Annotated in this window: 11 protein-coding genes, 2 tRNA genes and 2 rRNA genes; 11 read left to right on the top strand and 4 right to left on the bottom strand. The window is 40.5% G+C overall.

Translation table 11 applies throughout. The features are described from left to right. Positions 1-19: 19 nt before the first annotated feature. From RGQ13_RS01805 to RGQ13_RS01815, 3 genes are all read right to left on the bottom strand, one after another. Positions 20-1,366: a M24 family metallopeptidase gene (locus RGQ13_RS01805; protein ID WP_348391857.1), complete on the bottom strand. Its 1,347-nt coding sequence runs from the start codon at positions 1,364-1,366 to the stop codon at positions 20-22. A 413-nt stretch (positions 1,367-1,779) separates the two neighbouring features. Further along, complete coding sequence (locus RGQ13_RS01810) at positions 1,780-3,300, bottom strand: BCCT family transporter (RefSeq protein WP_348391858.1); 1,521 nt, start codon at positions 3,298-3,300, stop codon at positions 1,780-1,782. A 121-nt stretch (positions 3,301-3,421) separates the two neighbouring features. Further along, positions 3,422-5,410: a CocE/NonD family hydrolase gene (locus RGQ13_RS01815; RefSeq protein ID WP_348391859.1), complete on the bottom strand. Its 1,989-nt coding sequence runs from the start codon at positions 5,408-5,410 to the stop codon at positions 3,422-3,424. A gap of 484 nt (positions 5,411-5,894) precedes the next feature. Between RGQ13_RS01815 and ggt the strand changes: the two genes are divergently transcribed. The 7 genes from ggt (at position 5,895) to purD (ending at position 14,129) form a co-directional block, all read left to right on the top strand. Next, positions 5,895-7,565, top strand: coding sequence for a gamma-glutamyltransferase (ggt, locus tag RGQ13_RS01820; RefSeq protein WP_348393364.1), 1,671 nt, complete (start codon positions 5,895-5,897; stop codon positions 7,563-7,565). 147 nt (positions 7,566-7,712) lie between these two features. Then, positions 7,713-8,597, top strand: coding sequence for a 50S ribosomal protein L11 methyltransferase (prmA, locus tag RGQ13_RS01825; protein ID WP_348391860.1), 885 nt, complete (start codon positions 7,713-7,715; stop codon positions 8,595-8,597). A 202-nt stretch (positions 8,598-8,799) separates the two neighbouring features. Then, positions 8,800-9,765 (top strand): tRNA dihydrouridine synthase DusB, encoded by a 966-nt coding sequence (gene dusB, locus RGQ13_RS01830; RefSeq protein WP_348391861.1) that lies wholly within the window; start codon positions 8,800-8,802, stop codon positions 9,763-9,765. 16 nt (positions 9,766-9,781) lie between these two features. Then, entirely contained in the window at positions 9,782-10,069 is a 288-nt protein-coding gene (gene fis / locus RGQ13_RS01835) for a DNA-binding transcriptional regulator Fis (protein WP_033075879.1), read from the top strand. Positions 10,070-10,290: 221 nt separating this feature from the next. Further along, complete coding sequence (gene purH / locus RGQ13_RS01840; protein WP_348391862.1) at positions 10,291-11,877, top strand: bifunctional phosphoribosylaminoimidazolecarboxamide formyltransferase/IMP cyclohydrolase; 1,587 nt, start codon at positions 10,291-10,293, stop codon at positions 11,875-11,877. A 129-nt stretch (positions 11,878-12,006) separates the two neighbouring features. Next, positions 12,007-12,816, top strand: a complete 810-nt coding sequence (locus RGQ13_RS01845; RefSeq protein WP_348393365.1) for a class I SAM-dependent methyltransferase — start codon at positions 12,007-12,009, stop codon at positions 12,814-12,816. A 29-nt stretch (positions 12,817-12,845) separates the two neighbouring features. Further along, on the top strand, positions 12,846-14,129 hold the full coding sequence (purD, locus tag RGQ13_RS01850; protein WP_348391863.1) for a phosphoribosylamine--glycine ligase: 1,284 nt from the start codon (positions 12,846-12,848) through the stop codon (positions 14,127-14,129). A 168-nt stretch (positions 14,130-14,297) separates the two neighbouring features. Here the strand turns inward: purD and RGQ13_RS01855 are convergent, their stop codons facing one another. Beyond that, the gene (locus RGQ13_RS01855; RefSeq protein ID WP_348391864.1) at positions 14,298-14,744 is read right to left on the bottom strand and encodes an RNA recognition motif domain-containing protein; all 447 of its coding nucleotides are present in this window, start codon (positions 14,742-14,744) and stop codon (positions 14,298-14,300) included. A gap of 837 nt (positions 14,745-15,581) precedes the next feature. On the opposite strand from RGQ13_RS01855, the gene RGQ13_RS01860 reads away from it, so the two are divergent. From RGQ13_RS01860 to RGQ13_RS01875, 4 genes are all read left to right on the top strand, one after another. Next, a 16S ribosomal RNA gene (locus tag RGQ13_RS01860) occupies positions 15,582-17,126 on the top strand. A gap of 119 nt (positions 17,127-17,245) precedes the next feature. Next, positions 17,246-17,322: transfer RNA gene (locus tag RGQ13_RS01865), tRNA-Ile, on the top strand. A gap of 101 nt (positions 17,323-17,423) precedes the next feature. Further along, positions 17,424-17,499: transfer RNA gene (locus RGQ13_RS01870), tRNA-Ala, on the top strand. 427 nt (positions 17,500-17,926) lie between these two features. Beyond that, positions 17,927-20,817: ribosomal RNA gene (locus RGQ13_RS01875) — 23S ribosomal RNA — on the top strand. The 16S and 23S rRNA genes sit together here with 2 tRNA genes alongside, the layout of an rRNA operon. Positions 20,818-20,919 lie beyond the last annotated feature (102 nt).

Genomic DNA, 20,919 nt, shown 5'->3' on the forward strand with positions numbered 1-20,919 from the left:
AATGGTCTTGTTAGATTATTTAATTTTTATGAGAACTAATTAAATGCAATTGTGTTTGACGGCCATCAATATATCTCACTCCATCTTTATCAAAAAAAGCTTCTTCTTCTAACATGATCCTGATTTCTTTGTCCCACGATTGAAGAAATACCGCATTATTTAGCTCAATTGAATAAGCTGTATTAAAATGTAAGGGATAATCTCCGCTGCCAGCTACACCTTGTTGTGAATCCCACATACCTAAGGTTGTGCCAGCTGCATGTCCATGAAAGCCAATTGGGTGAGTATATATTGTAGGCTTAAGTCCTTGCTCAATAGCTTGCTTTCTTGATAATTTTAAAACTTCATTGCCTGTTCTACCAACTTTAAAATTGCGGGTAAAAATATCTTGTAATTGATTACCTGAATTAAAAGCCGCAATTAGATCTTCGGGTGCTGATTTTTCATTTTCTTTTAGAACATAAGCGTGTTGCTGAGTATCCGTGTTTAACCGTAAATAGGTAATACCAAAATCAACATGCAATAAATCACCTGGTTGAATAATGTTATCTTCATAACCATTAGTAAAACTATCTACATGATCAAATTTCTTGTTATCTTTACGTTGAATATCTACGGTAGGATGAAACCAAGCTTGTAGCTTTAACTCTCTTACACGTTCTCTAAACCACCAAACAAGATCGTTTGTTGACGTTTTACCTACTTCAATAACCTCATTTGAAAAGCCTTGAGCAATAATGTCATGAGCAATCGCTACAATATTTTCATACATTATCATTTCTTCGGGAATACGCTGCTCTAACCAAGCGACTCCTAATGCTTGTGCAGAAACCACCCTTTCAAGATAGCTGGTAGGTAACGTAGATAATAATTTTTCTTTTTCACTTGCTACTAAACCATCAGCATGCGCCCAGTCTTTTGATTGGTTAATGCCAATTTTATTAGGCTTCTTGTCTTTGATTAATGATAGTAAAGCCTGCCATTGATCAGGTTGTTTATTTTTATCCCAAGCTTTTTCAAAAATACTACCAACGTTATATGGGGCAATCGCATAAGAACCAACAGTATCATTATCTTCTAAAGAAAATACAAAGATAGTTGTTCTTCTTGCTGACAACCATTTTGCAGGCAATAAGGTTTTTAAGATCGGATCTTCATTATATTCACGACTAATGAGTATCCACATATCAATATTCGTTTCTTTCATCAAACGAGGCAGTAATTGCTGTACCCGCTGTTGTGTGGTTTTATCAATAAATTCAGCCCGCTGCTGCATCGATAAAATATTATGTGTGGTAACGAGTTCTTTTGCTTCAGCAGACTGAAGTATTGATAAAAATATAAAACAACAAGACAAAAAACGCATAACAAGCCTTAAATAAAGAATGATTTTGCACATGTTAACAATAAAAAAACAATGAATAAACCAGTTTAATTGGAGATTAAAACTCATGTCTGGCTGGTCAAAACTTAGCATCTTAATAAAGATTAACGGTAATATTTATTAAGATGCTATTTACTTAAAATAGCAGAGCTAATGTTTACATGATTAAAGCAAATTAGAATTAAATCTGTCTAGATGGTTCAATTACAAAAGGTGAAATTGAGCGATGATGGATAAATCGTATTTTTTAGTGGTCAATAAAATGACCAAGAAAGATCAATACTCGATTCTCATTCAGCTTTAGCTTCATAAGTGGAAATATTGCAGTGCCTACGTAGAATCATTCTTTCTTTACGTTTTTAATTTGGGTTAAGACGTCCATTACGTCATAAGAGTTAACTCTTTGTTAGTAAGCTTGGGTTTGCCAGCCACTTCCACAGACTTAAACTTGTAAGTAATATGATTACAGCTGCGGGTAAACCACCGAGATTAGAGAGCATTTTTATGCCATCAATTCCAACAAAACTCACCATCACCCATGCAACAATTCCGATAACACTGCCCCATATAATTTTTACCGACAAACTACTGGAATCTTCAGAGTCGGCAGTAAACCCCGAAGTACAAAGGTTGCCAATCGCATCTGTATTTGAATCTGCGGCTGTAACATAGGAAATAAAAGCGACAAAAACTAATAGCAATGTCATTAGTTCACTGATTGGTAGCTGTTCAAATAGAAAATAAAGTAACCGTTCAAGCCCATGTTGATTTAACGTCGTATTCATAATCTCATTTTGGCTCATATCTAAGTGTATTGCGGTTCCAGAAAAAATAGAGATCCATGCTATGGCAAATAAGCTTGGAAATATTAAATTAATTTGAATAAATTCTCGGACAGTATACCCGCGGGAAATCCGCCCTAAAAACAGCGCACTAATTGGTGCCCAAGCAAACCATACGGCCCAGTAAAACACACTCCAATCTTGAGACCAATTGTCACCAGAATCCTTGCCAGTAAAAAGACTAAGATCAACGAAGTTACTTATATAATGACCTAGACTTTCACCTCCCATTGTCAATATGAATACGGAGGGACCAAATACAAAAACAAATATGCCCAAAAATATTAACAAGAGTGCATTATAGCCAGATAATTTAGCTATACCTTTTTGTAAGCCACTCGCGGTCGATAAAATAAAGGTAATGACAATTAAAGTAATAACTACTGCTAGTGCTAAGGGGGTTGTTTTGAGATCAGTAAACGAACCCACACCACCTACTAAGGTTAACGCTCCTGTACCAAGAGATGATGCCATTCCCGTTACTAAGGCATAAAGCGCGATGGTATCGATAAATTGGCCTTGTTTTCCGATCACTTTAGTTCCCATTACTGGATAAAGCGAACTACTGATTGAAAAAGGCAACTTTAAGTTATAAAACGCTAAGGCAAACACCAAAGCTGGCACAGTGTAAATAGCGTAAGGGGTAAAGGACCAATGTAAAAACATTGCCGACATGGAAAATAAAGCTGCTTGAGGTGAGCCAGGAATCAATCCTGATGAAGAAGGGGGAATGTTTAAATGAAATATGGGTTCAGCAGTTGCCCAGAACAAAACACCAACCGCGAGTGTTGTACATAACGTAATAGAAAACCATTTGGGTTTAGACAGCAGGGGGATGCTCTTTTCACCGCCTATTTTAATTCTGCCAAGCTTAGAAAAATATACGATAATTAATAATATTAATAAATAAAAACTGCCAAAGCTAAAAAGCCAAGAAAAATGAGTTAATACCTGATTATTCATGAGTTTAGTTGTATCTAAAAAAAGCTTTAGATCAACAAAACTTAATACCACTGCAGATAGCAATACAATGAAAGTAGGCCAAAAGACGAAAGGCCTTATATTCGTGAACATTTTTCTATTTAGACCTTAATTCAATCAAAATTAACTAACCTGGATAGGTTGTTTATATAAAGTTGGTGCATTGTCATAATACAAAGCACAAGTAATTCATTGTATTACGAGTATACACGGATTACCGAACTATTTGTTGGTCAAAGTCTTTTTCAAATACACAGGTTTTTTCGATATAAGCCTGCCATTTTACCCTGATGGCATAATATTCAACGGTAGATGTCATTTCATACTGGCCTTTTAGTGATGTGATGACATCACCTTGCTCCATAGAAACATTAAAGTAAGACTTAGATTTAGCCGAGTTTGGTCTATTAGGGTGTATGCTTAATATTTGTTTAACGGTAAAATCTATTTTAGTTTCACATGACGGGTGAAAATAGCAACCATAATCAATATCCGTGGTAGTTAGTAGCGTTCCTGTCTTTTGATTGGCATCAATACTTTTAGTGGACTTTCCAGCCCGAATTTCTTCTCCGAGATATAAATCAGAACCACTAACATCAGCTAACGCTGGATTATTTGTAGGTATTAAGTGTTGTTTATTCGGTAGCATTAAACAACATTGTTCGAGTGCCAATGTTAGTTTATTCTTTATCGGAGTTGGCCAAATCAAAGGCCAATAATTATTTGAGATGGATACTCTTATTTTATGTCCTGCCGGTACTTGGTAGGCAATATGATGAAGCTGCAATTGGACATTATAATATTGACCGACAGTTATTGGTTTTGGCTGTTGATCTGCAGAATGATGTTTGAGATTTAAGACGCAATAAGTGATTAACGTACTTTGCCCATTGGGGTGAATGTCACATAACCTAGCAATGACATTTGCATCGGTTTGATCTGACGCTACCGCAAGGGTTAATAATGGTTGGCCAACGATATTAAATGCGTCGTTTAAAGTGAGAGTGTCAAAACTGGCTGAGTTATTATCATCGAGTTGTTGGTTGCCGGGAAATTCACCGCTATAGCCTATGCCGACCATGAGTTTACCAGCCATTTGTCCTGTAGAACCAGGGCTATCTATTTCAACTGTTGCTTGTTCAACTTGCGGTTTTGTCACTAACGTTGAATCTTCTAATAATAGGTGTTGATAGGAAATGGTCGACGATGGCCATTGTTGTTCGCTTTGCCAACGGCCTGTTCGATAACTATAATCTGTACATGGCTCAACAGAGTCCATCAAGTAGTAATGTAATTTTGGTTCGGCCATAATATGATTTTCAATACCTTTAAGCCATTTATCCCACCAACGAACAGACTCTTTTACATAATCTATTTTAGGCCCAGGATAAGCAATGTTAGGGTACTTGTGAGCCCATGGCCCAATTAAGCCTTTGCAGGGGCTCTGCAGGTTTTCTAATAAATCAAAAACACTATTTCGATAAGCATCAGCCCAGCCACTGATCGCATATACGGGAATTTTTATTTTGCTAAAATCTTCATTGACAGAACCGTGTCGCCAATATTGATTTTTACTCGACTCACTAAGCCACTTGTCAGCTAACAACGGCATATTATTTAAACGGTGTAACCATTGTTGTTTCCAGTTTTCGCCCACCAATCTGGGGTCTGGACATCGTGCTTGAGCATAAGCCCAAAAAAATGCAGCCCAATCTAAGTTGTCGTTTAATAAACAACCGCCAGCGTAATGAATGTCTTCGTTAAAACGATCGGTTGTTGAGCATATTGTAATAATGGTTTTCAAAGCAGGAGGTTGGCGATAGGCGAGTTGTAATGAATTAAATCCACCCCAAGAAATACCAACCATACCAACATTGCCATCACACCAAACTTGTCTGCTGAGCCAATCAATGACTAATTCACCATCGGAAAGTTCTTGTTCGCTATATTCATCATCAAACAATCCATCAGATTCGCCAGTGCCTCTAATATCAACACGGATACAGGCATAACCATGTTTTGCTGTTGCAGGCATCGTCAGTTCATCTCTAACCACGGTGCCGTCATTTTTTCGATAAGGTAGGTACTCCAATATCGCGGGAACAGGATTTTGCTCAGCATTAACCGGTAACCAAGCGCGATATGCTAACTTTATGCCATTGGATAAATTAATAAAGTCATGATGAATTTCTCTGATTTTCATATAGTTCAAACTTTAGGTTGTGAAGTTAATAGTCGACCGCATATTTCAATATAAACGAAAAGCTTGCTCTATGAACATGGTAAGTTTAATGGTCCACCATTTGTTTTACAGATCTATAATTCATATTTATTGCTGGTTAGTAAAAAGATCAAGAAAGATCATCAGTCAATTTTAACCCACTTATGAAATAAAGCTAATTTATGTAATTTCAAATAATTTAAAATAGGGTAGTGTTAAAGTTCACTAATTATCTACATAAAAGTAAAGTTTATGGTATTTACAACTTCATGTATCTAGTTTTTATATACAATAATAAATAGCAATGTTAGGTTAAATTGATTAAAAAAAGTAATAATAAAAACTACGGCATATGCTCACATAAAGGTGAGATATTTCCCTTTTCAATTAATGCTCATTGTTAGTGTTTGCATCAACAGTTAAGTTGAAAAAAATGACTAGTCAGTTTTACATGGATATATAAGTGATGAAAATGAAGCTCAATGTATTAATCAGTTTACTCATTAGTATTAGTTTAAATATTTCCAGTGTACTTGCTCTGGAAAATACTCAGGCTGCAGTTGCTATGCCTGATAGTTATAGTGCCAATGTAGCCGTTGATGTGTTGCAACGTGGTGGTAATGCAATTGATGCGGCAATAGCTGCGCAATTTGTATTAGCGGTAACGTTGCCTGAAGCAGGTAACGTAGGTGGTGGCGGTTTTATGACTATTTATAAAGATGGTCAAGCCGATTTTTTAGATTATCGTGAAGTGGCCCCATTAAAAGCACACCGAGATATGTATTTAGATGACTCCGGTAATGTCATTGAGAATAAGTCATTATATGGAATTTTATCATCAGGTGTTCCTGGAACCGTTGATGGTATGTGGCAAGCTCACAAAAAATATGGCTCTAAACCTTGGCAAGAGTTGTTGGCACCCGCAATAAAATTTGCTGAGCAAGGTTTTATTGTTCATCCTGAAATGGTCAAAAATATACAGTGGCGAATAAACAGTTTTAATAAAGAGGGGGTGAAGGTAAATTTTGCCCAGTACTTTGCTAATGCAAAAGCAGGGGAAATATTTAAGCAACCAGAACTCGCTGCAACGTTAAAACGTATTTCAGAAAAAGGTCGAGATGGTTTCTACAAAGGAGAAACGGCAAAAATAATTAGTCAATTTATGCTCAAGCATGGTGGCATAATTGGTATGCCAGATTTAGCCGAGTATAAAGCTATTTGGCGCACCCCCATCCAACAATCATGGCGTGAGTACCAAGTTATCACGGCACCACCACCAAGCTCTGGTGGTATTGCTATTTTACAATGGTTAAAAATGTATGACTTGGTAAAGCCTCAATCAACAATATTAGAGCATAATTCAGTTCAATATATGCACTTGTTAGCAGAAATTGGCAAACGAGTATTTGCCGACAGAGCTGAATATATTGGTGACCCAGATTTTGTCAGCGTCGCGCAGGCGCAACTTGTTGATGATAAATATATAGCAATGCGTGCTGAAGGGATCAGACCAAATGTGGTATCTGATTCTGAAAGCATAGAACCTGGCTTAAAAGAAAGTGAAGATACAACTCACTTTTCTATTGTTGATAAATGGGGTAACGCCGTCTCAAATACCACTACAATTAACTATACCTTTGGTAGTGGCGTTATAGTTGAGGGGGCAGGTTTTATCTTAAATGATGAAATGGATGATTTTAGCGTAAAAGCTGGTGTTGCTAATGTTTATGGCGCAATTGGTGGACAAGCTAATGAAATACAACCAAATAAACGAATGGTTTCATCAATGACACCAACCATTTTATTAAAAAATAATGAAGTGCAAGTAGTAACTGGCTCACCCGGAGGTACAACAATCATTACTTCGGTTTATCAGTCTATTTTAAATGTTGTAGAGTTTGGTATGAGTGCTGAGCAAGCGGTTAACACACCAAGATTTCACCATCAACTTTGGCCTAAAAACGAAATTCGTTATTACTCAGGAATAAATGCCAGTACATTAGCCGAGTTGCAAAAGTTAGGTTACAACTTTAAGCAAAGTAATTTTGGTGATGTTCAACTTATATCTAGAAAAAATGGTGTATTAGCAGCTGCGTCTGAAACTAACGGTAGAGGTAAATCGATAGTCATTAATTAGTGCCCTAAGTAATAATGTAGGGGGGATATTATTGCTCCGATTTTTCCTACCAACTAATCGTTACTGTTGCTGAAATTTGAATTTCATATAACCGACATTCTGAAGAAGTGATAAACTATACCTAATTAACGATTTTAGAGATAAAAAATGCCTTGGATACAATTGCGCTTAGCCGCAAATGAAGAAACCGCTGAAAAGTACAGTGATTGGTTAATGGCTTGTGGCTCACAAGCAGTAACATTTATAGATGCGCAAGACACACCTATATATGAACCTTTACCAGGTGATGAAGTGATTTATTGGAATAATACTGTAGTTATGGGGCTATTTGATGCCAGCCATGACATGGATAAGGCTATTACTTATTTAAAAAGTATCCATCCAGATAAAGAAGCGATGCAATATAAACTTGAGCAACTCGAAGATAAAGATTGGGAACGAGAATGGATGGATAATTTCCATCCGATGAAATTTGGCCAACGTTTGTGGATCTGCCCAAGCTGGCGTGATGTACCAGAGCCTGATGCTGTAAATGTAATGCTTGACCCTGGTCTAGCATTTGGTACTGGCACCCATCCAACAACAGCATTATGTTTAACTTGGCTAGATTCTTTAGATTTAACCGACAAAGTAGTTGTCGATTTTGGTTGTGGCTCAGGAATATTATCATTAGCGGCATTAAAGCTTGGTGCTAAAAAAGTTATTGGTATCGATATTGACCCACAAGCACTACAAGCAAGTTTAGCCAATGCTCAGCGTAACGGTGTTGAAGACAGGCTAGAGTTATTTTTACCTAAAGACCAACCAACATTAAAAGCTGATGTAGTGGTGGCTAATATTTTAGCTGGACCACTTAGAGAATTAGCGCCTGTTATTATGGGATATGTTGCTAAAGATGGCTTAGTGGCTTTATCTGGAATACTTGAAGAGCAGGGTAATGAGCTGCAAGGTATTTACAGCCAATGGTGCACAATGGATCCAATAACTGTACAAGAGGAATGGGTACGTTTATCTGGTGTTTGTAACAGGTAATTAGCATCTATTTAATTCGTATCAAAAAAGGCGTTGAATAATTCTTATTTAGCGCCTTTTTTTGTGCCATATGTGATTCAAAAAAAAGTCAATATAAAAAAATACGAAAAAATACAAAATTGTTCAATTTATATGCTTTTCTTTATCAGAAAAAACACGTAAACTTAGCGCCCTTTTAAGCAGTAGCTCAAAAAAGCATCACGTGAAAATAGGTTCTTATCAGTTAAACAATAATGTGATCCTTGCTCCAATGGCAGGAATTACAGACCAACCCTTCAGGCAGCTATGTTGTCAACTAGGTGCGGGTATGGCTGTGTCTGAGATGATGTCTTCCAATCCTAAGGTTTGGAATTCAGGTAAATCGAAGTTAAGACTTGAACATAGTGATGAAGCTGGTATTCGTTCGGTACAAATCGCAGGATCTGATCCAGACGAAATGGCTTTTGCAGCTAAGGTTAATGCAGAACACGGCGCTCAAATTATTGATATCAATATGGGCTGTCCTGCAAAAAAAGTAAATAAAAAGCTCGCGGGTTCGGCGTTATTAAAGGTGCCAGAGCAAGTTGAGCAAATAGTAAAATCGGTTGTCGCTGCTGTAGCGATACCGGTAACACTGAAAATTCGAACTGGTTGGTGTGAAAATACCAGAAACGGTATCGAAATAGCAAAAATCGCTGAAGCAAATGGAATTCAGGCGTTAGCTGTACATGGCCGTACTCGATGTGACTTTTATAAAGGTAATGCTGAGTACGATACAATAAAGGCAATTAAAAGTGCTGTAAATATCCCTGTTATTGCTAACGGTGATGTTAATAGCCCAGAAAAAGCTAAGCAGGTATTAGAATATACCAATGCTGATGCAATAATGATTGGCCGTGCAGCACAAGGTCGTCCATGGATTTTTAGAGAGATTAATCACTTTTTAAAAACCGGAGAGCATTTAGCACCTCCAACCGTGGCAGAGATCAGAGCTATATTAATGGCTCATGTGCAAGAACTGCACAAATTTTATGGTGAATTTATGGGCGTAAGGATTGCTCGTAAACACGTATCTTGGTACATGCAAACGCTAGACCAAGGAAAACAATTTCGTTCCATATTTAATGGTCTCGAGCAGCCTTTAGAGCAGCTTGAATCGTTAAATATATTTTTTGATAAATTAACTTAGAAAGAGTCTGAACTTTATGTTTGAACAAAATATTACTTCTCCATTTGTTATCGGTGACCTACAAACTCAGACAAAGGCATCACCTTTACGTACCCAAGCTAAAGTAGCAATTAAAAACTACTTATCACAATTAAACGGCAACGATGTTGATGACATGTATGACCTTGTATTATCAGAAATCGAAGCTCCAATGCTTGAAGAGGTAATGCAATATACTCGTGGTAATCAAACCCGAGCGGCAAACTTATTAGGTATCAATCGTGGTACATTACGTAAGAAGCTTAAAAAATACGGCATGAACTAAAAACACGCAGGTTCGCCTGCTATAAAGCACCTTCGGGTGCTTTTTTTAATTCAGGGAAGAATTAACTTAGAATTGCCATGGATGGATACAGTTTTGTTATAGGGATATAATTATACCCGACAGGCAGGACGCCTTTTAAGGGTACTTGTTTTATGGGCTTATAATTTCACCATAAAATATAACTTTAAATTAAAATTAAGCATACAAGGTAAAGAAAAACTATGGATACTCCACGCCCTATTAGACGCGCTCTACTAAGTGTTTCTGACAAAACCGGCATTGTTGAGTTCGCTCAAGCATTATCGGCACAAGGTGTAGATCTTTTATCTACCGGTGGTACAGCTAAATTATTAGCAGAAAATAACATCCCTGTTACTGAGGTTTCAGATTACACAGGTCATCCAGAAATTATGGACGGACGTGTAAAAACTCTTCACCCTAAAGTACACGGTGGCATTCTGGCTCGTCGTGATATGGATGAAGCAGTAATGGCTGAAAACAATATTCAAGCAATCGATATTGTTGTAGTTAACCTTTACCCATTTGCAAATACTGTTGCCAATGAAGATTGTTCATTAGAAGATGCGATTGAGAATATCGATATTGGCGGACCAACTATGGTTCGTGCCGCGGCAAAAAATCATAAAGATGTAACGATTGTTGTGAACGCATCAGACTATGACCGTGTTCTAGCTGAAATGGCTGATAACAACGGTTCATTAACGTATAAAACTCGTTTTGACTTAGCAATTGCTGCTTATGAACACACTGCTAGTTACGACGGTATGATCGCAAATTACTTTGGTAAAATGCTTCCGGCTTACAATGATAAAGAACAAAGCGTTAGCAAGTTCCCACGCACATTCAACAGCCAGTACATTAAAAAGCAAGATTTACGTTACGGTGAAAACTCTCATCAAGACGCTGCTTTTTATGTTGAAGCACAGCCTGAAGAAGCATCTGTTTCTACTGCTACGCAAATTCAAGGTAAAGCATTATCTTATAACAACATTGCCGATACTGACTCTGCATTAGAATGTGTTAAAGAGTTTAAGCAACCTGCCTGTGTAATCGTTAAACATGCAAACCCTTGTGGCGTTGCTTTAGGCGATAACATTTTAGGCGCTTATGAGAAAGCGTTTAAAACAGATCCTACTTCAGCGTTTGGTGGCATTATTGCTTTTAACCGTGAACTAGATGCTGATACTGCAGAAGCTATTGTTTCTCGTCAGTTCGTTGAAGTAATTATTGCACCAAGTATTTCTGCTGCTGCCGCACAAATTGTTGCCGCTAAGCCAAACGTTCGTTTATTAGAATGTGGCCAATGGTCAACCAAAACTACTGGTTTAGAACAGAAACGTGTTAACGGCGGTCTATTAGTTCAAGATCGTGACAACGGCATGGTTGGTTTAGATGACTTAACAGTTGTAACTAAGCGTCAACCTTCTGAACAAGAAATGAGTGATTTATTATTCTGTTGGAAAGTTGCTAAGTTCGTTAAGTCGAATGCCATTGTTTATGTTAAAAATGATATGACTATTGGTGTTGGCGCAGGTCAAATGAGCCGCGTATATTCTGCTAAAGTTGCAGGTATTAAAGCTGCCGATGAAGGTTTAGAGGTAGCGGGTTCAGTTATGGCATCTGATGCATTCTTCCCATTCCGTGATGGTTTAGATGCAGCTGCTGAAGCAGGTATTACAGCAGTAATCCAACCTGGTGGTTCTATGCGTGATAACGAAGTTATTGCTGCAGCTGATGAACATGGCATTGCTATGGTATTCACTGGCATGCGTCACTTCCGTCACTAATAATCCAAAACAAGAGCAAATTTATTTGCTCTTGTTTTGTTAGAAAATATTTTTACTATCCCTTAATATGATTATTTCTGCTATAACATATCTAGCAAAATAATCTTAAGGGATATAATAATGAAAAATATGAAATCTTTAATCACTACAGCAATTCTAGCTACTTCACTTTTGGCTGCAACCGCGGCTAATGCACATGCACCTACTCAATTAGAGCAAGCAATCGCTGGCGAACATCGCAGTGATAAAAATAAAGCTCGTGATATGTATCGTCACCCTGAAGAAACGCTAATCTTTTTTGGTTTTAAATCTACCATGACAGTTGTTGAAATTGCACCTGGTGGTGGTTGGTATACCGAAATTTTAGCACCGGCTTTAAAAGGTACAGGTAAGCTTTATGGGGCTCATTACCCAGATACTGGTGAAGATAACTATTACAGTAAGTCTCGTCGTAAACTGGAAGCAAAGTTAGCAACAAATGAAGTTTTTAGTGATGTCGAGTTAACTAACTTTACTCCACGCGTAGCGAGTGATATTGCTCCTGCCGGCAGTGCCGATATGGTACTCACATTTCGTAATTTGCATAATTGGAAAGTTGACGGTGTAAAGCAAATTTTTGCCGATAGTTTTAAAGCACTAAAGCCGGGTGGCGTATTAGGTGTTGTTGAACACAGAATGCCAACTGCACAAAGCTTAGAGACAAATGGCAAAAGTGGTTACTTCCCACAGCAATTAACCATTGATTTGGCAACGGCTGCAGGTTTTGAATTGGCAGCAAGCAGTGAAATAAACGCAAACCCTAAAGATACGGCTGATCACGCTAAAGGTGTGTGGACATTACCGCCAGTATTACGATTGGGTGAACAAGATAAAGCGAAATACTTGGCCATTGGCGAAAGTGATCGCATGACATTAAAATTTGTAAAGCCGGCTAAATAGCCACTTTATATTTCAGTTAGGAAAAATAAATGAACGTTTTAGTAATTGGTAGTGGCGGTCGTGAACATGCACTTGCATGGAAAGCTGCACAATCAAGTTCTGTAAGTAAGGTTTTTGTAGCACCAGGTAATGCTGGTACTGCAACTGAACCTAAATTGGAAAACATTGCTGTGTCTAGCGATGATATACAAGGTTTGATCGCTTTCGCGAAAGAAAACAGTGTAGCTCTAACAATTGTTGGTCCAGAGCAACCTTTAGTTGATGGTGTAGTTGATGCATTTCAAGCTCAAGGCCTAACTATTTTTGGTCCAAGCGCAAAGGCAGCGCAACTAGAGGGTTCTAAGTCTTTCACTAAAGATTTCTTAGCGCGCAATAATATCCCTTCGGGGAGTTATGAAAACTTTACTGAAATAGAGCCAGCGATTGCTTATGTACGTAAGCAAGGTGCGCCAATTGTTGTTAAAGCAGATGGTCTAGCTGCAGGTAAAGGTGTAATCGTTGCTTTGACTCTGCAAGAAGCCGAAGATGCAATTAAAGACATGTTGGCAGGGAATGCTTTTGGTGATGCTGGTCATCGCGTTGTTATTGAAGAGTTCTTAGAAGGCGAAGAAGCAAGCTTTATCGTAATGGTTGATGGTAAGAATGTATTGGCTATGGCGACAAGTCAAGATCATAAACGTGCATACAATAATGATGAAGGTCCTAATACTGGTGGTATGGGGGCTTATTCTCCCGCGCCAGTAGTAACTGCAGACATCCATCAAAGAATTATGAATGAAGTTATTCTTCCAACAGTTGAGGGCATGGCAAACGAAGGAGCCCCATACTCTGGTTTCTTATACGCTGGTTTAATGATCGCTGCAGATGGGACTCCAAATGTTATTGAATACAACTGTCGCTTTGGTGATCCAGAAACTCAACCAATGATGATGCGTTTACAGTCAGATTTAGTTGAACTATGTTTACTTGCTTGTAATGGCAAGCTAGATGAAGCGACTATCGACTTTGACCCACGTGCTGCCGTTGGAGTTGTATTAGCTGCGGGTGGTTACCCAGGTTCTTACGGTAAAGGTGAAGTTATTTCTGGTTTAGAATTAAATACATTAACTGATCGTAAAACTTTTCATGCTGGCACAGCTGAAAAAGACGGTAATGTTGTAACTTCAGGCGGCCGAGTACTATGTGCGACTGCTTTAGGTAAAACTGTGACTGAAGCACAAAAAGCTGCCTATGAGTTACTAAACCAAATTACCTGGAAAGATGTTCAATTTAGAACTGATATAGCTTATCGAGCTATTGCTCGTGAAAGTTAAAGGCTGATATAAGCCAACTTTAATAACATCCGTGTTAAGTTGGCATTCCATCATCCCTGATGTGAGCCAACTTTAATAACATCCATGTTAAGTTGGCATTCCATCATCCCTGATGTAAAAAAAGGGGCCATTGTTAATCAATGGCCCCTTTTTGTTTATTAAGTATATCTAGTCTTGATTTGGTTCTGGTCGTTCTTTAGCTTCACGAACTTTCAATGTACGCTGCTGAAATTCAGTATCGTTTAAAGAGTTTATTGCATTCGCCGCGTCCGCCGCTGCGATTTCTACAAATCCAAAGCCTCTTCTTTTGCCTGTTTGCTTATCTTTCATTAACCGTACTGAATGAACTAAGCCGTAGTCAGAAAATAAACTACGTATGGCTGACTCATTTGCACGATATGGAAGGTTACCAACATAGAGAGTTTTAACTTCGCCAGAAGCACTTTCGCTGCCAGACATGAGTTTAATAATTGTTGGGCATAAAATTGCACCAATAAATAAACCGACAGCTGTAGATGTTGCATCTAATTGAGCAATTTGATCTGACACTAAATAACCGACTACGGTTAAAGCGGTTGCAATAAATGCTGAAGTTAGGATAAGTGGAGATTTCATGATTAATACCTGATTTTTTTTATTGTTAATAGTTGTACGAAATTTATCTAATCAAAACCTATGTTAACTAGATTTTAACAAACTGCAATGGGCAAATATTAAAAAGTTCTGAATAACAGCCGATTAGAGCAAATTTATAGAGATTAATTACTGTTTGTTTTAAAAAAGCCGTAAATAAGGACTTTAATTTTTAACTGGCGTGTATTTAATCAAGCTCTTTAATTTTAAGTTAATGATTGAGTATTAATTGAGCGATCAAAAGTTAAATTCAATATTCTTTAAATAAATTGCAAAAAGGTGTTGACGGCAGCTCAAAAATCCCTAAAATGCGCATCCACTTCCACAGGGAATCTCGACAAGTAGCAAGATAGTTACTGACAGAGAAACCAGTGATAAGCAGTGTAGATAGTTTGTAGTGATTGACGTAGAAATTACTGAGTTACAAACGACAACAATTAAATTTAAAATTATTTAAATTAACTGTTGACTTCAACACTGAGTTGCGTAAAATGCGCATCTGCTTCAGGCAAGGCTACTAGCCGGATTGAAGCAAAGAGACTAACGAATGCGATTAGCTCTTCGTTCGAATAGAACGGTTCTTTAACAATTAGTTATCATGCAATTTGTGTGGGCACTCACATTAAGATTGATTTACAACATAGATACCTCGGTATCGAAATCACTTAATGATGAATGAACACACAAACAAATTAATTATCTTTATTTAGCGATGAAGTTAATTAGTACGTTTTAGTTTAACCAGCTTCTGGTTAGACGAAACATTCAGAATTCATTGAGTAGAAACAAGCTTGTCTTGTTTCAAATGTAACAACTTTTTAATTGAAGAGTTTGATCATGGCTCAGATTGAACGCTGGCGGCAGGCTTAACACATGCAAGTCGAGCGGAAACGAGAAGTAGCTTGCTACTTCGGCGTCGAGCGGCGGACGGGTGAGTAATGCTTGGGAATATGCCTTTGAGTGGGGGACAACAGTTGGAAACGACTGCTAATACCGCATAATGTCTACGGACCAAAGGGGGGGACGCTTCGGCACCTCTCGCTCATAGATTAGCCCAAGTGAGATTAGCTAGTTGGTAAGGTAAAGGCTTACCAAGGCGACGATCTCTAGCTGGTTTGAGAGGATGATCAGCCACACTGGGACTGAGACACGGCCCAGACTCCTACGGGAGGCAGCAGTGGGGAATATTGCACAATGGGCGAAAGCCTGATGCAGCCATGCCGCGTGTGTGAAGAAGGCCTTCGGGTTGTAAAGCACTTTCAGTTGTGAGGAAAGGTTAGTAGTTAATAACTGCTAGCTGTGACGTTAGCAACAGAAGAAGCACCGGCTAACTCCGTGCCAGCAGCCGCGGTAATACGGAGGGTGCGAGCGTTAATCGGAATTACTGGGCGTAAAGCGTGCGTAGGCGGTTTGTTAAGCAAGATGTGAAAGCCCAGGGCTCAACCTTGGAACTGCATTTTGAACTGGCAAGCTAGAGTATTGTAGAGGGTGGTGGAATTTCCAGTGTAGCGGTGAAATGCGTAGAGATTGGAAGGAACATCAGTGGCGAAGGCGGCCACCTGGACAAATACTGACGCTGAGGCACGAAAGCGTGGGGAGCAAACAGGATTAGATACCCTGGTAGTCCACGCCGTAAACGATGTCAACTAGCTGTCTGTAGACTTGATCTGTGGGTAGCGCAGCTAACGCGATAAGTTGACCGCCTGGGGAGTACGGCCGCAAGGTTAAAACTCAAATGAATTGACGGGGGCCCGCACAAGCGGTGGAGCATGTGGTTTAATTCGATGCAACGCGAAGAACCTTACCATCCCTTGACATCCAGAGAATTTTCTAGAGATAGATTAGTGCCTTCGGGAACTCTGAGACAGGTGCTGCATGGCTGTCGTCAGCTCGTGTTGTGAAATGTTGGGTTAAGTCCCGCAACGAGCGCAACCCCTATCCTTATTTGCCAGCGAGTAGTGTCGGGAACTTTAAGGAGACTGCCGGTGATAAACCGGAGGAAGGTGGGGACGACGTCAAGTCATCATGGCCCTTACGGGATGGGCTACACACGTGCTACAATGGCAAGTACAGAGGGCAGCAATACCGCGAGGTGGAGCGAATCCCACAAAGCTTGTCGTAGTCCGGATCGGAGTCTGCAACTCGACTCCGTGAAGTCGGAATCGCTAGTAATCGTGGATCAGAATGCCACGGTGAATACGTTCCCGGGCCTTGTACACACCGCCCGTCACACCATGGGAGTGGGTTGCAAAAGAAGTAGCTAGTTTAACCTTCGGGGGGACGGTTACCACTTTGTGATTCATGACTGGGGTGAAGTCGTAACAAGGTAACCCTAGGGGAACCTGGGGTTGGATCACCTCCTTACCTTAAGTAGACAACTTAATGGAAACTAACTTGTTAGTTTCGCGAGTGTTCACACAAATTGTATGATAACGAAAGATGAAGAAAATAGGTCGTAACTTAGGTTGCAGACCCATCATGATAGGTCTGTAGCTCAGCTGGTTAGAGCGCACCCCTGATAAGGGTGAGGTCGGCAGTTCAAGTCTGCCCAGACCTACCAATTTAACGTTTTTAGTGCGTTATTTCATGACTTGTGTAGGTGAACTACACGGCGTCATAAAATGCCTTCTAAAAAGAGTTAAATACCATTGGTAACACAATGGGGCTATAGCTCAGCTGGGAGAGCGCCTGCCTTGCACGCAGGAGGTCAGCAGTTCGATCCTGCTTAGCTCCACCATTTTCTTCTTAACGTAAGAAGCCAAACTTAAAACATCCCCCTTTATGATAAAGGATGATGCGTTAAGTTTGGTTTTTAACCAAAATCTGCACCGAATGCGTGTGTTGATTAACTCTTTAACAATTTGGAAAGCTGATATTAAACCCGATGATTTGTGTTTATGATCTCCAATCATAAACGTCAGCAAATCATCACGATAAACAACTTGTTGTTTATCACTGAGTTGTTTTATACAACAACTCAACATTATAACTAGCAACTCTTATCGTGTTGTTAGTTGTTCTTACTCAAGGCTCACAGTTTACTGTGGGTTTGGCAACGTAGGTTGCCAACATTCTTATTGAATGCGTGAAAATGTCAGACCTATAACTTAGTTCGGATTAGTCTCCGGACATTCTTGAAGTTGCAAGACTTTTTGGGGTTGTATGGTTAAGTGACTAAGCGTATGTGGTGGATGCCTTGGCAGTTAGAGGCGATGAAGGACGTGTTAATCTGCGAAAAGCTGTGTTAAGCCGATAAAAGGCGCTATAGACACAGATGTCCGAATGGGGGAACCCACCTGTCGTAAGGCAGGTATCGTATAGTGAATACATAGCTATGCGAGGCGAACCGGGAGAACTGAAACATCTAAGTACCCCGAGGAAAAGAAATCAACCGAGATTTCGTTAGTAGCGGCGAGCGAACGCGAATCAGCCCTTAAGCTATTTGGGCGTTAGTGGAATGTTCTGGAAAGGACAGCGATACAGGGTGATAGCCCCGTACACAAAAACAACCTAATAGTGAAATCGAGTAGGTCGGGACACGAGAAATCTTGACTGAATATGGGGGGACCATCCTCCAAGGCTAAATACTCCTAACTGACCGATAGTGAACCAGTACCGTGAGGGAAAGGCGAAAAGAACCCCTGTGAGGGGAGTGAAATAGAACCTGAAACCGCATACGTACAAGCAGTGGAAGCCGGATTTAGTCCGGTGCCTGCGTACCTTTTGTATAATGGGTCAGCGACTTATGTTCTGTAGCAAGGTTAACCGAATAGGGGAGCCGTAGCGAAAGCGAGTGTTAACTGCGCGTTTAGTTGCAGGGCATAGACCCGAAACCCGGCGATCTACCCATGGGCAGGTTGAAGGTTGAGTAACATCAACTGGAGGACCGAACACACGTATGTTGAAAAATGCGGTGATGACTTGTGGGTCGGAGTGAAAGGCTAATCAAGCCGGGAGATAGCTGGTTCTCCCCGAAATCTATTTAGGTAGAGCCTCGCACGAACACCATTGGGGGTAGAGCACTGTTAAGGCTAGGGGGTCATCCCGACTTACCAACCCTTTGCAAACTCCGAATACCAATGAGTGATATGCGGGAGACACACTACGGGTGCTAACGTCCGTTGTGGAAAGGGAAACAACCCAGACCGCCAGCTAAGGTCCCAAAGTCATAGTTAAGTGGGAAACGATGTGGAAAGGCATAGACAGCTAGGAGGTTGGCTTAGAAGCAGCCATCCTTTAAAGAAAGCGTAATAGCTCACTAGTCGAGTCGGTCTGCGCGGAAGATGTAACGGGGCTAAACTATGCACCGAAGCTGCGGATTTGAACTTAGGTTCAAGTGGTAGGGGAGCGTTCTGTAAGCCGTTGAAGGTGAATCGTAAGGTTTGCTGGAGGTATCAGAAGTGCGAATGCTGACATGAGTAACGATAAGGGGAGTGAAAAACTCCCCCGCCGAAAGACCAAGGTTTCCTGTCCCATGTTAATCAGGGCAGGGTAAGTCGGCCCCTAAGGCGAGGCGGAAACGCGTAGTCGATGGGAAACAGATTAATATTTCTGTACTTCTATATATTGCGAAGGAGGGACGGAGCAGGCTAAGCAAGCATGGCGATGGTTGTCCATGTGAAAGTATGTAGGCTGAAGAATTAGGTAAATCCGGTTCTTCTTAAGGCTGAGATACGAGACGAGACTCTACGGAGTTGAAGTTGTTGATGCCATACTTCCAGGAAAAGCTTCTAAGCTTCAGATATATAGGAACCGTACCCCAAACCGACACAGGTGGTTAGGTAGAGAATACTAAGGCGCTTGAGAGAACTCGGGTGAAGGAACTAGGCAAAATAGTACCGTAACTTCGGGAGAAGGTACGCTCTCTATTGTGAACTCTTTACGAGGTAAGCAGCGGAGAGTCGAAGTAACCAGGTGGCTGGAACTGTTTATTAAAAACACAGCACTGTGCAAAATCGAAAGATGACGTATACGGTGTGACGCCTGCCCGGTGCCGGAAGGTTAATTGATTCGGTTAGCGTAAGCGAAGCTGATGATCGAAGCCCCGGTAAACGGCGGCCGTAACTATAACGGTCCTAAGGTAGCGAAATTCCTTGTCGGGTAAGTTCCGACCTGCACGAATGGCGTAATCATGGCCACACTGTCTCCACCCGAGACTCAGTGAAATTGAATTTGCGGTTAAGATGCCGTATACCCGCGGCTAGACGGAAAGACCCCGTGAACCTTTACTATAGCTTGACAGTGAACATTGCTCCTACATGTGTAGGATAGGTGGGAGGCATTGAAACCGCGTCGCTAGATGTGGTGGAGCCAATCTTGAAATACCACCCTTGTATGCGTGATGTTCTAACCTAGGGCCCTAATCGGGCTTGGGGACACTGTCTGGTGGGTAGTTTGACTGGGGCGGTCTCCTCCCAAAGAGTAACGGAGGAGCACGAAGGTTGGCTAAGTATGGTCGGACATCATACGGTTAGTGCAATGGCATAAGCCAGCTTAACTGCGAGACAGACACGTCGAGCAGGTACGAAAGTAGGTCATAGTGATCCGGTGGTTCTGTATGGAAGGGCCATCGCTCAACGGATAAAAGGTACTCCGGGGATAACAGGCTGATACCGCCCAAGAGTTCATATCGACGGCGGTGTTTGGCACCTCGATGTCGGCTCATCACATCCTGGGGCTGAAGTCGGTCCCAAGGGTATGGCTGTTCGCCATTTAAAGTGGTACGCGAGCTGGGTTTAGAACGTCGTGAGACAGTTCGGTCCCTATCTGCCGTGGGCGTTTGAGAATTGAAGAGGGCTGCTCCTAGTACGAGAGGACCGGAGTGGACGAACCTCTGGTGTTCGGGTTGTCACGCCAGTGGCATTGCCCGGTAGCTACGTTCGGAACTGATAACCGCTGAAAGCATCTAAGCGGGAAGCAGGCTTTGAGATGAGTTCTCACTGGGACTTTAAGTCCCCTAAAGGGTCGTTGGAGACTACAACGTTGATAGGTCAGGTGTGTAAGTGCTGTGAGGCATTGAGCTAACTGATACTAATTGCCCGTGAGGCTTAACCATACAACACCCAAGCAGTTTTGCTTTGAGTGATTGTATGGTCTGATACTCTTTTAAAGAGATTCACGCATTACAAAGAATACTTGAGATACAGGTTTAATATCG

Source organism: Thalassotalea psychrophila, assembly GCF_031583595.1.
GTDB lineage: Bacteria > Pseudomonadota > Gammaproteobacteria > Enterobacterales > Alteromonadaceae > Thalassotalea_A > Thalassotalea_A psychrophila.

Excerpts from the sequence above, each read along its gene's own strand:
- RGQ13_RS01845 (WP_348393365.1), top strand. The coding sequence starts at position 12,007 with ATGAAATCTTTAATCACTACAGCAATTCTAGCTACTTCACTTTTGGCT.
- purD (WP_348391863.1), top strand. The coding sequence starts at position 12,846 with ATGAACGTTTTAGTAATTGGTAGTGGCGGTCGTGAACATGCACTTGCA.
- RGQ13_RS01805 (WP_348391857.1), bottom strand. The coding sequence starts at position 1,366 with ATGCGTTTTTTGTCTTGTTGTTTTATATTTTTATCAATACTTCAGTCT.
- prmA (WP_348391860.1), top strand. The coding sequence starts at position 7,713 with ATGCCTTGGATACAATTGCGCTTAGCCGCAAATGAAGAAACCGCTGAA.
- RGQ13_RS01855 (WP_348391864.1), bottom strand. The coding sequence starts at position 14,744 with ATGAAATCTCCACTTATCCTAACTTCAGCATTTATTGCAACCGCTTTA.
- RGQ13_RS01815 (WP_348391859.1), bottom strand. The coding sequence starts at position 5,410 with ATGAAAATCAGAGAAATTCATCATGACTTTATTAATTTATCCAATGGC.
- RGQ13_RS01810 (WP_348391858.1), bottom strand. The coding sequence starts at position 3,300 with ATGTTCACGAATATAAGGCCTTTCGTCTTTTGGCCTACTTTCATTGTA.
- fis (WP_033075879.1), top strand. The coding sequence starts at position 9,782 with ATGTTTGAACAAAATATTACTTCTCCATTTGTTATCGGTGACCTACAA.
- ggt (WP_348393364.1), top strand. The coding sequence starts at position 5,895 with ATGAAAATGAAGCTCAATGTATTAATCAGTTTACTCATTAGTATTAGT.
- purH (WP_348391862.1), top strand. The coding sequence starts at position 10,291 with ATGGATACTCCACGCCCTATTAGACGCGCTCTACTAAGTGTTTCTGAC.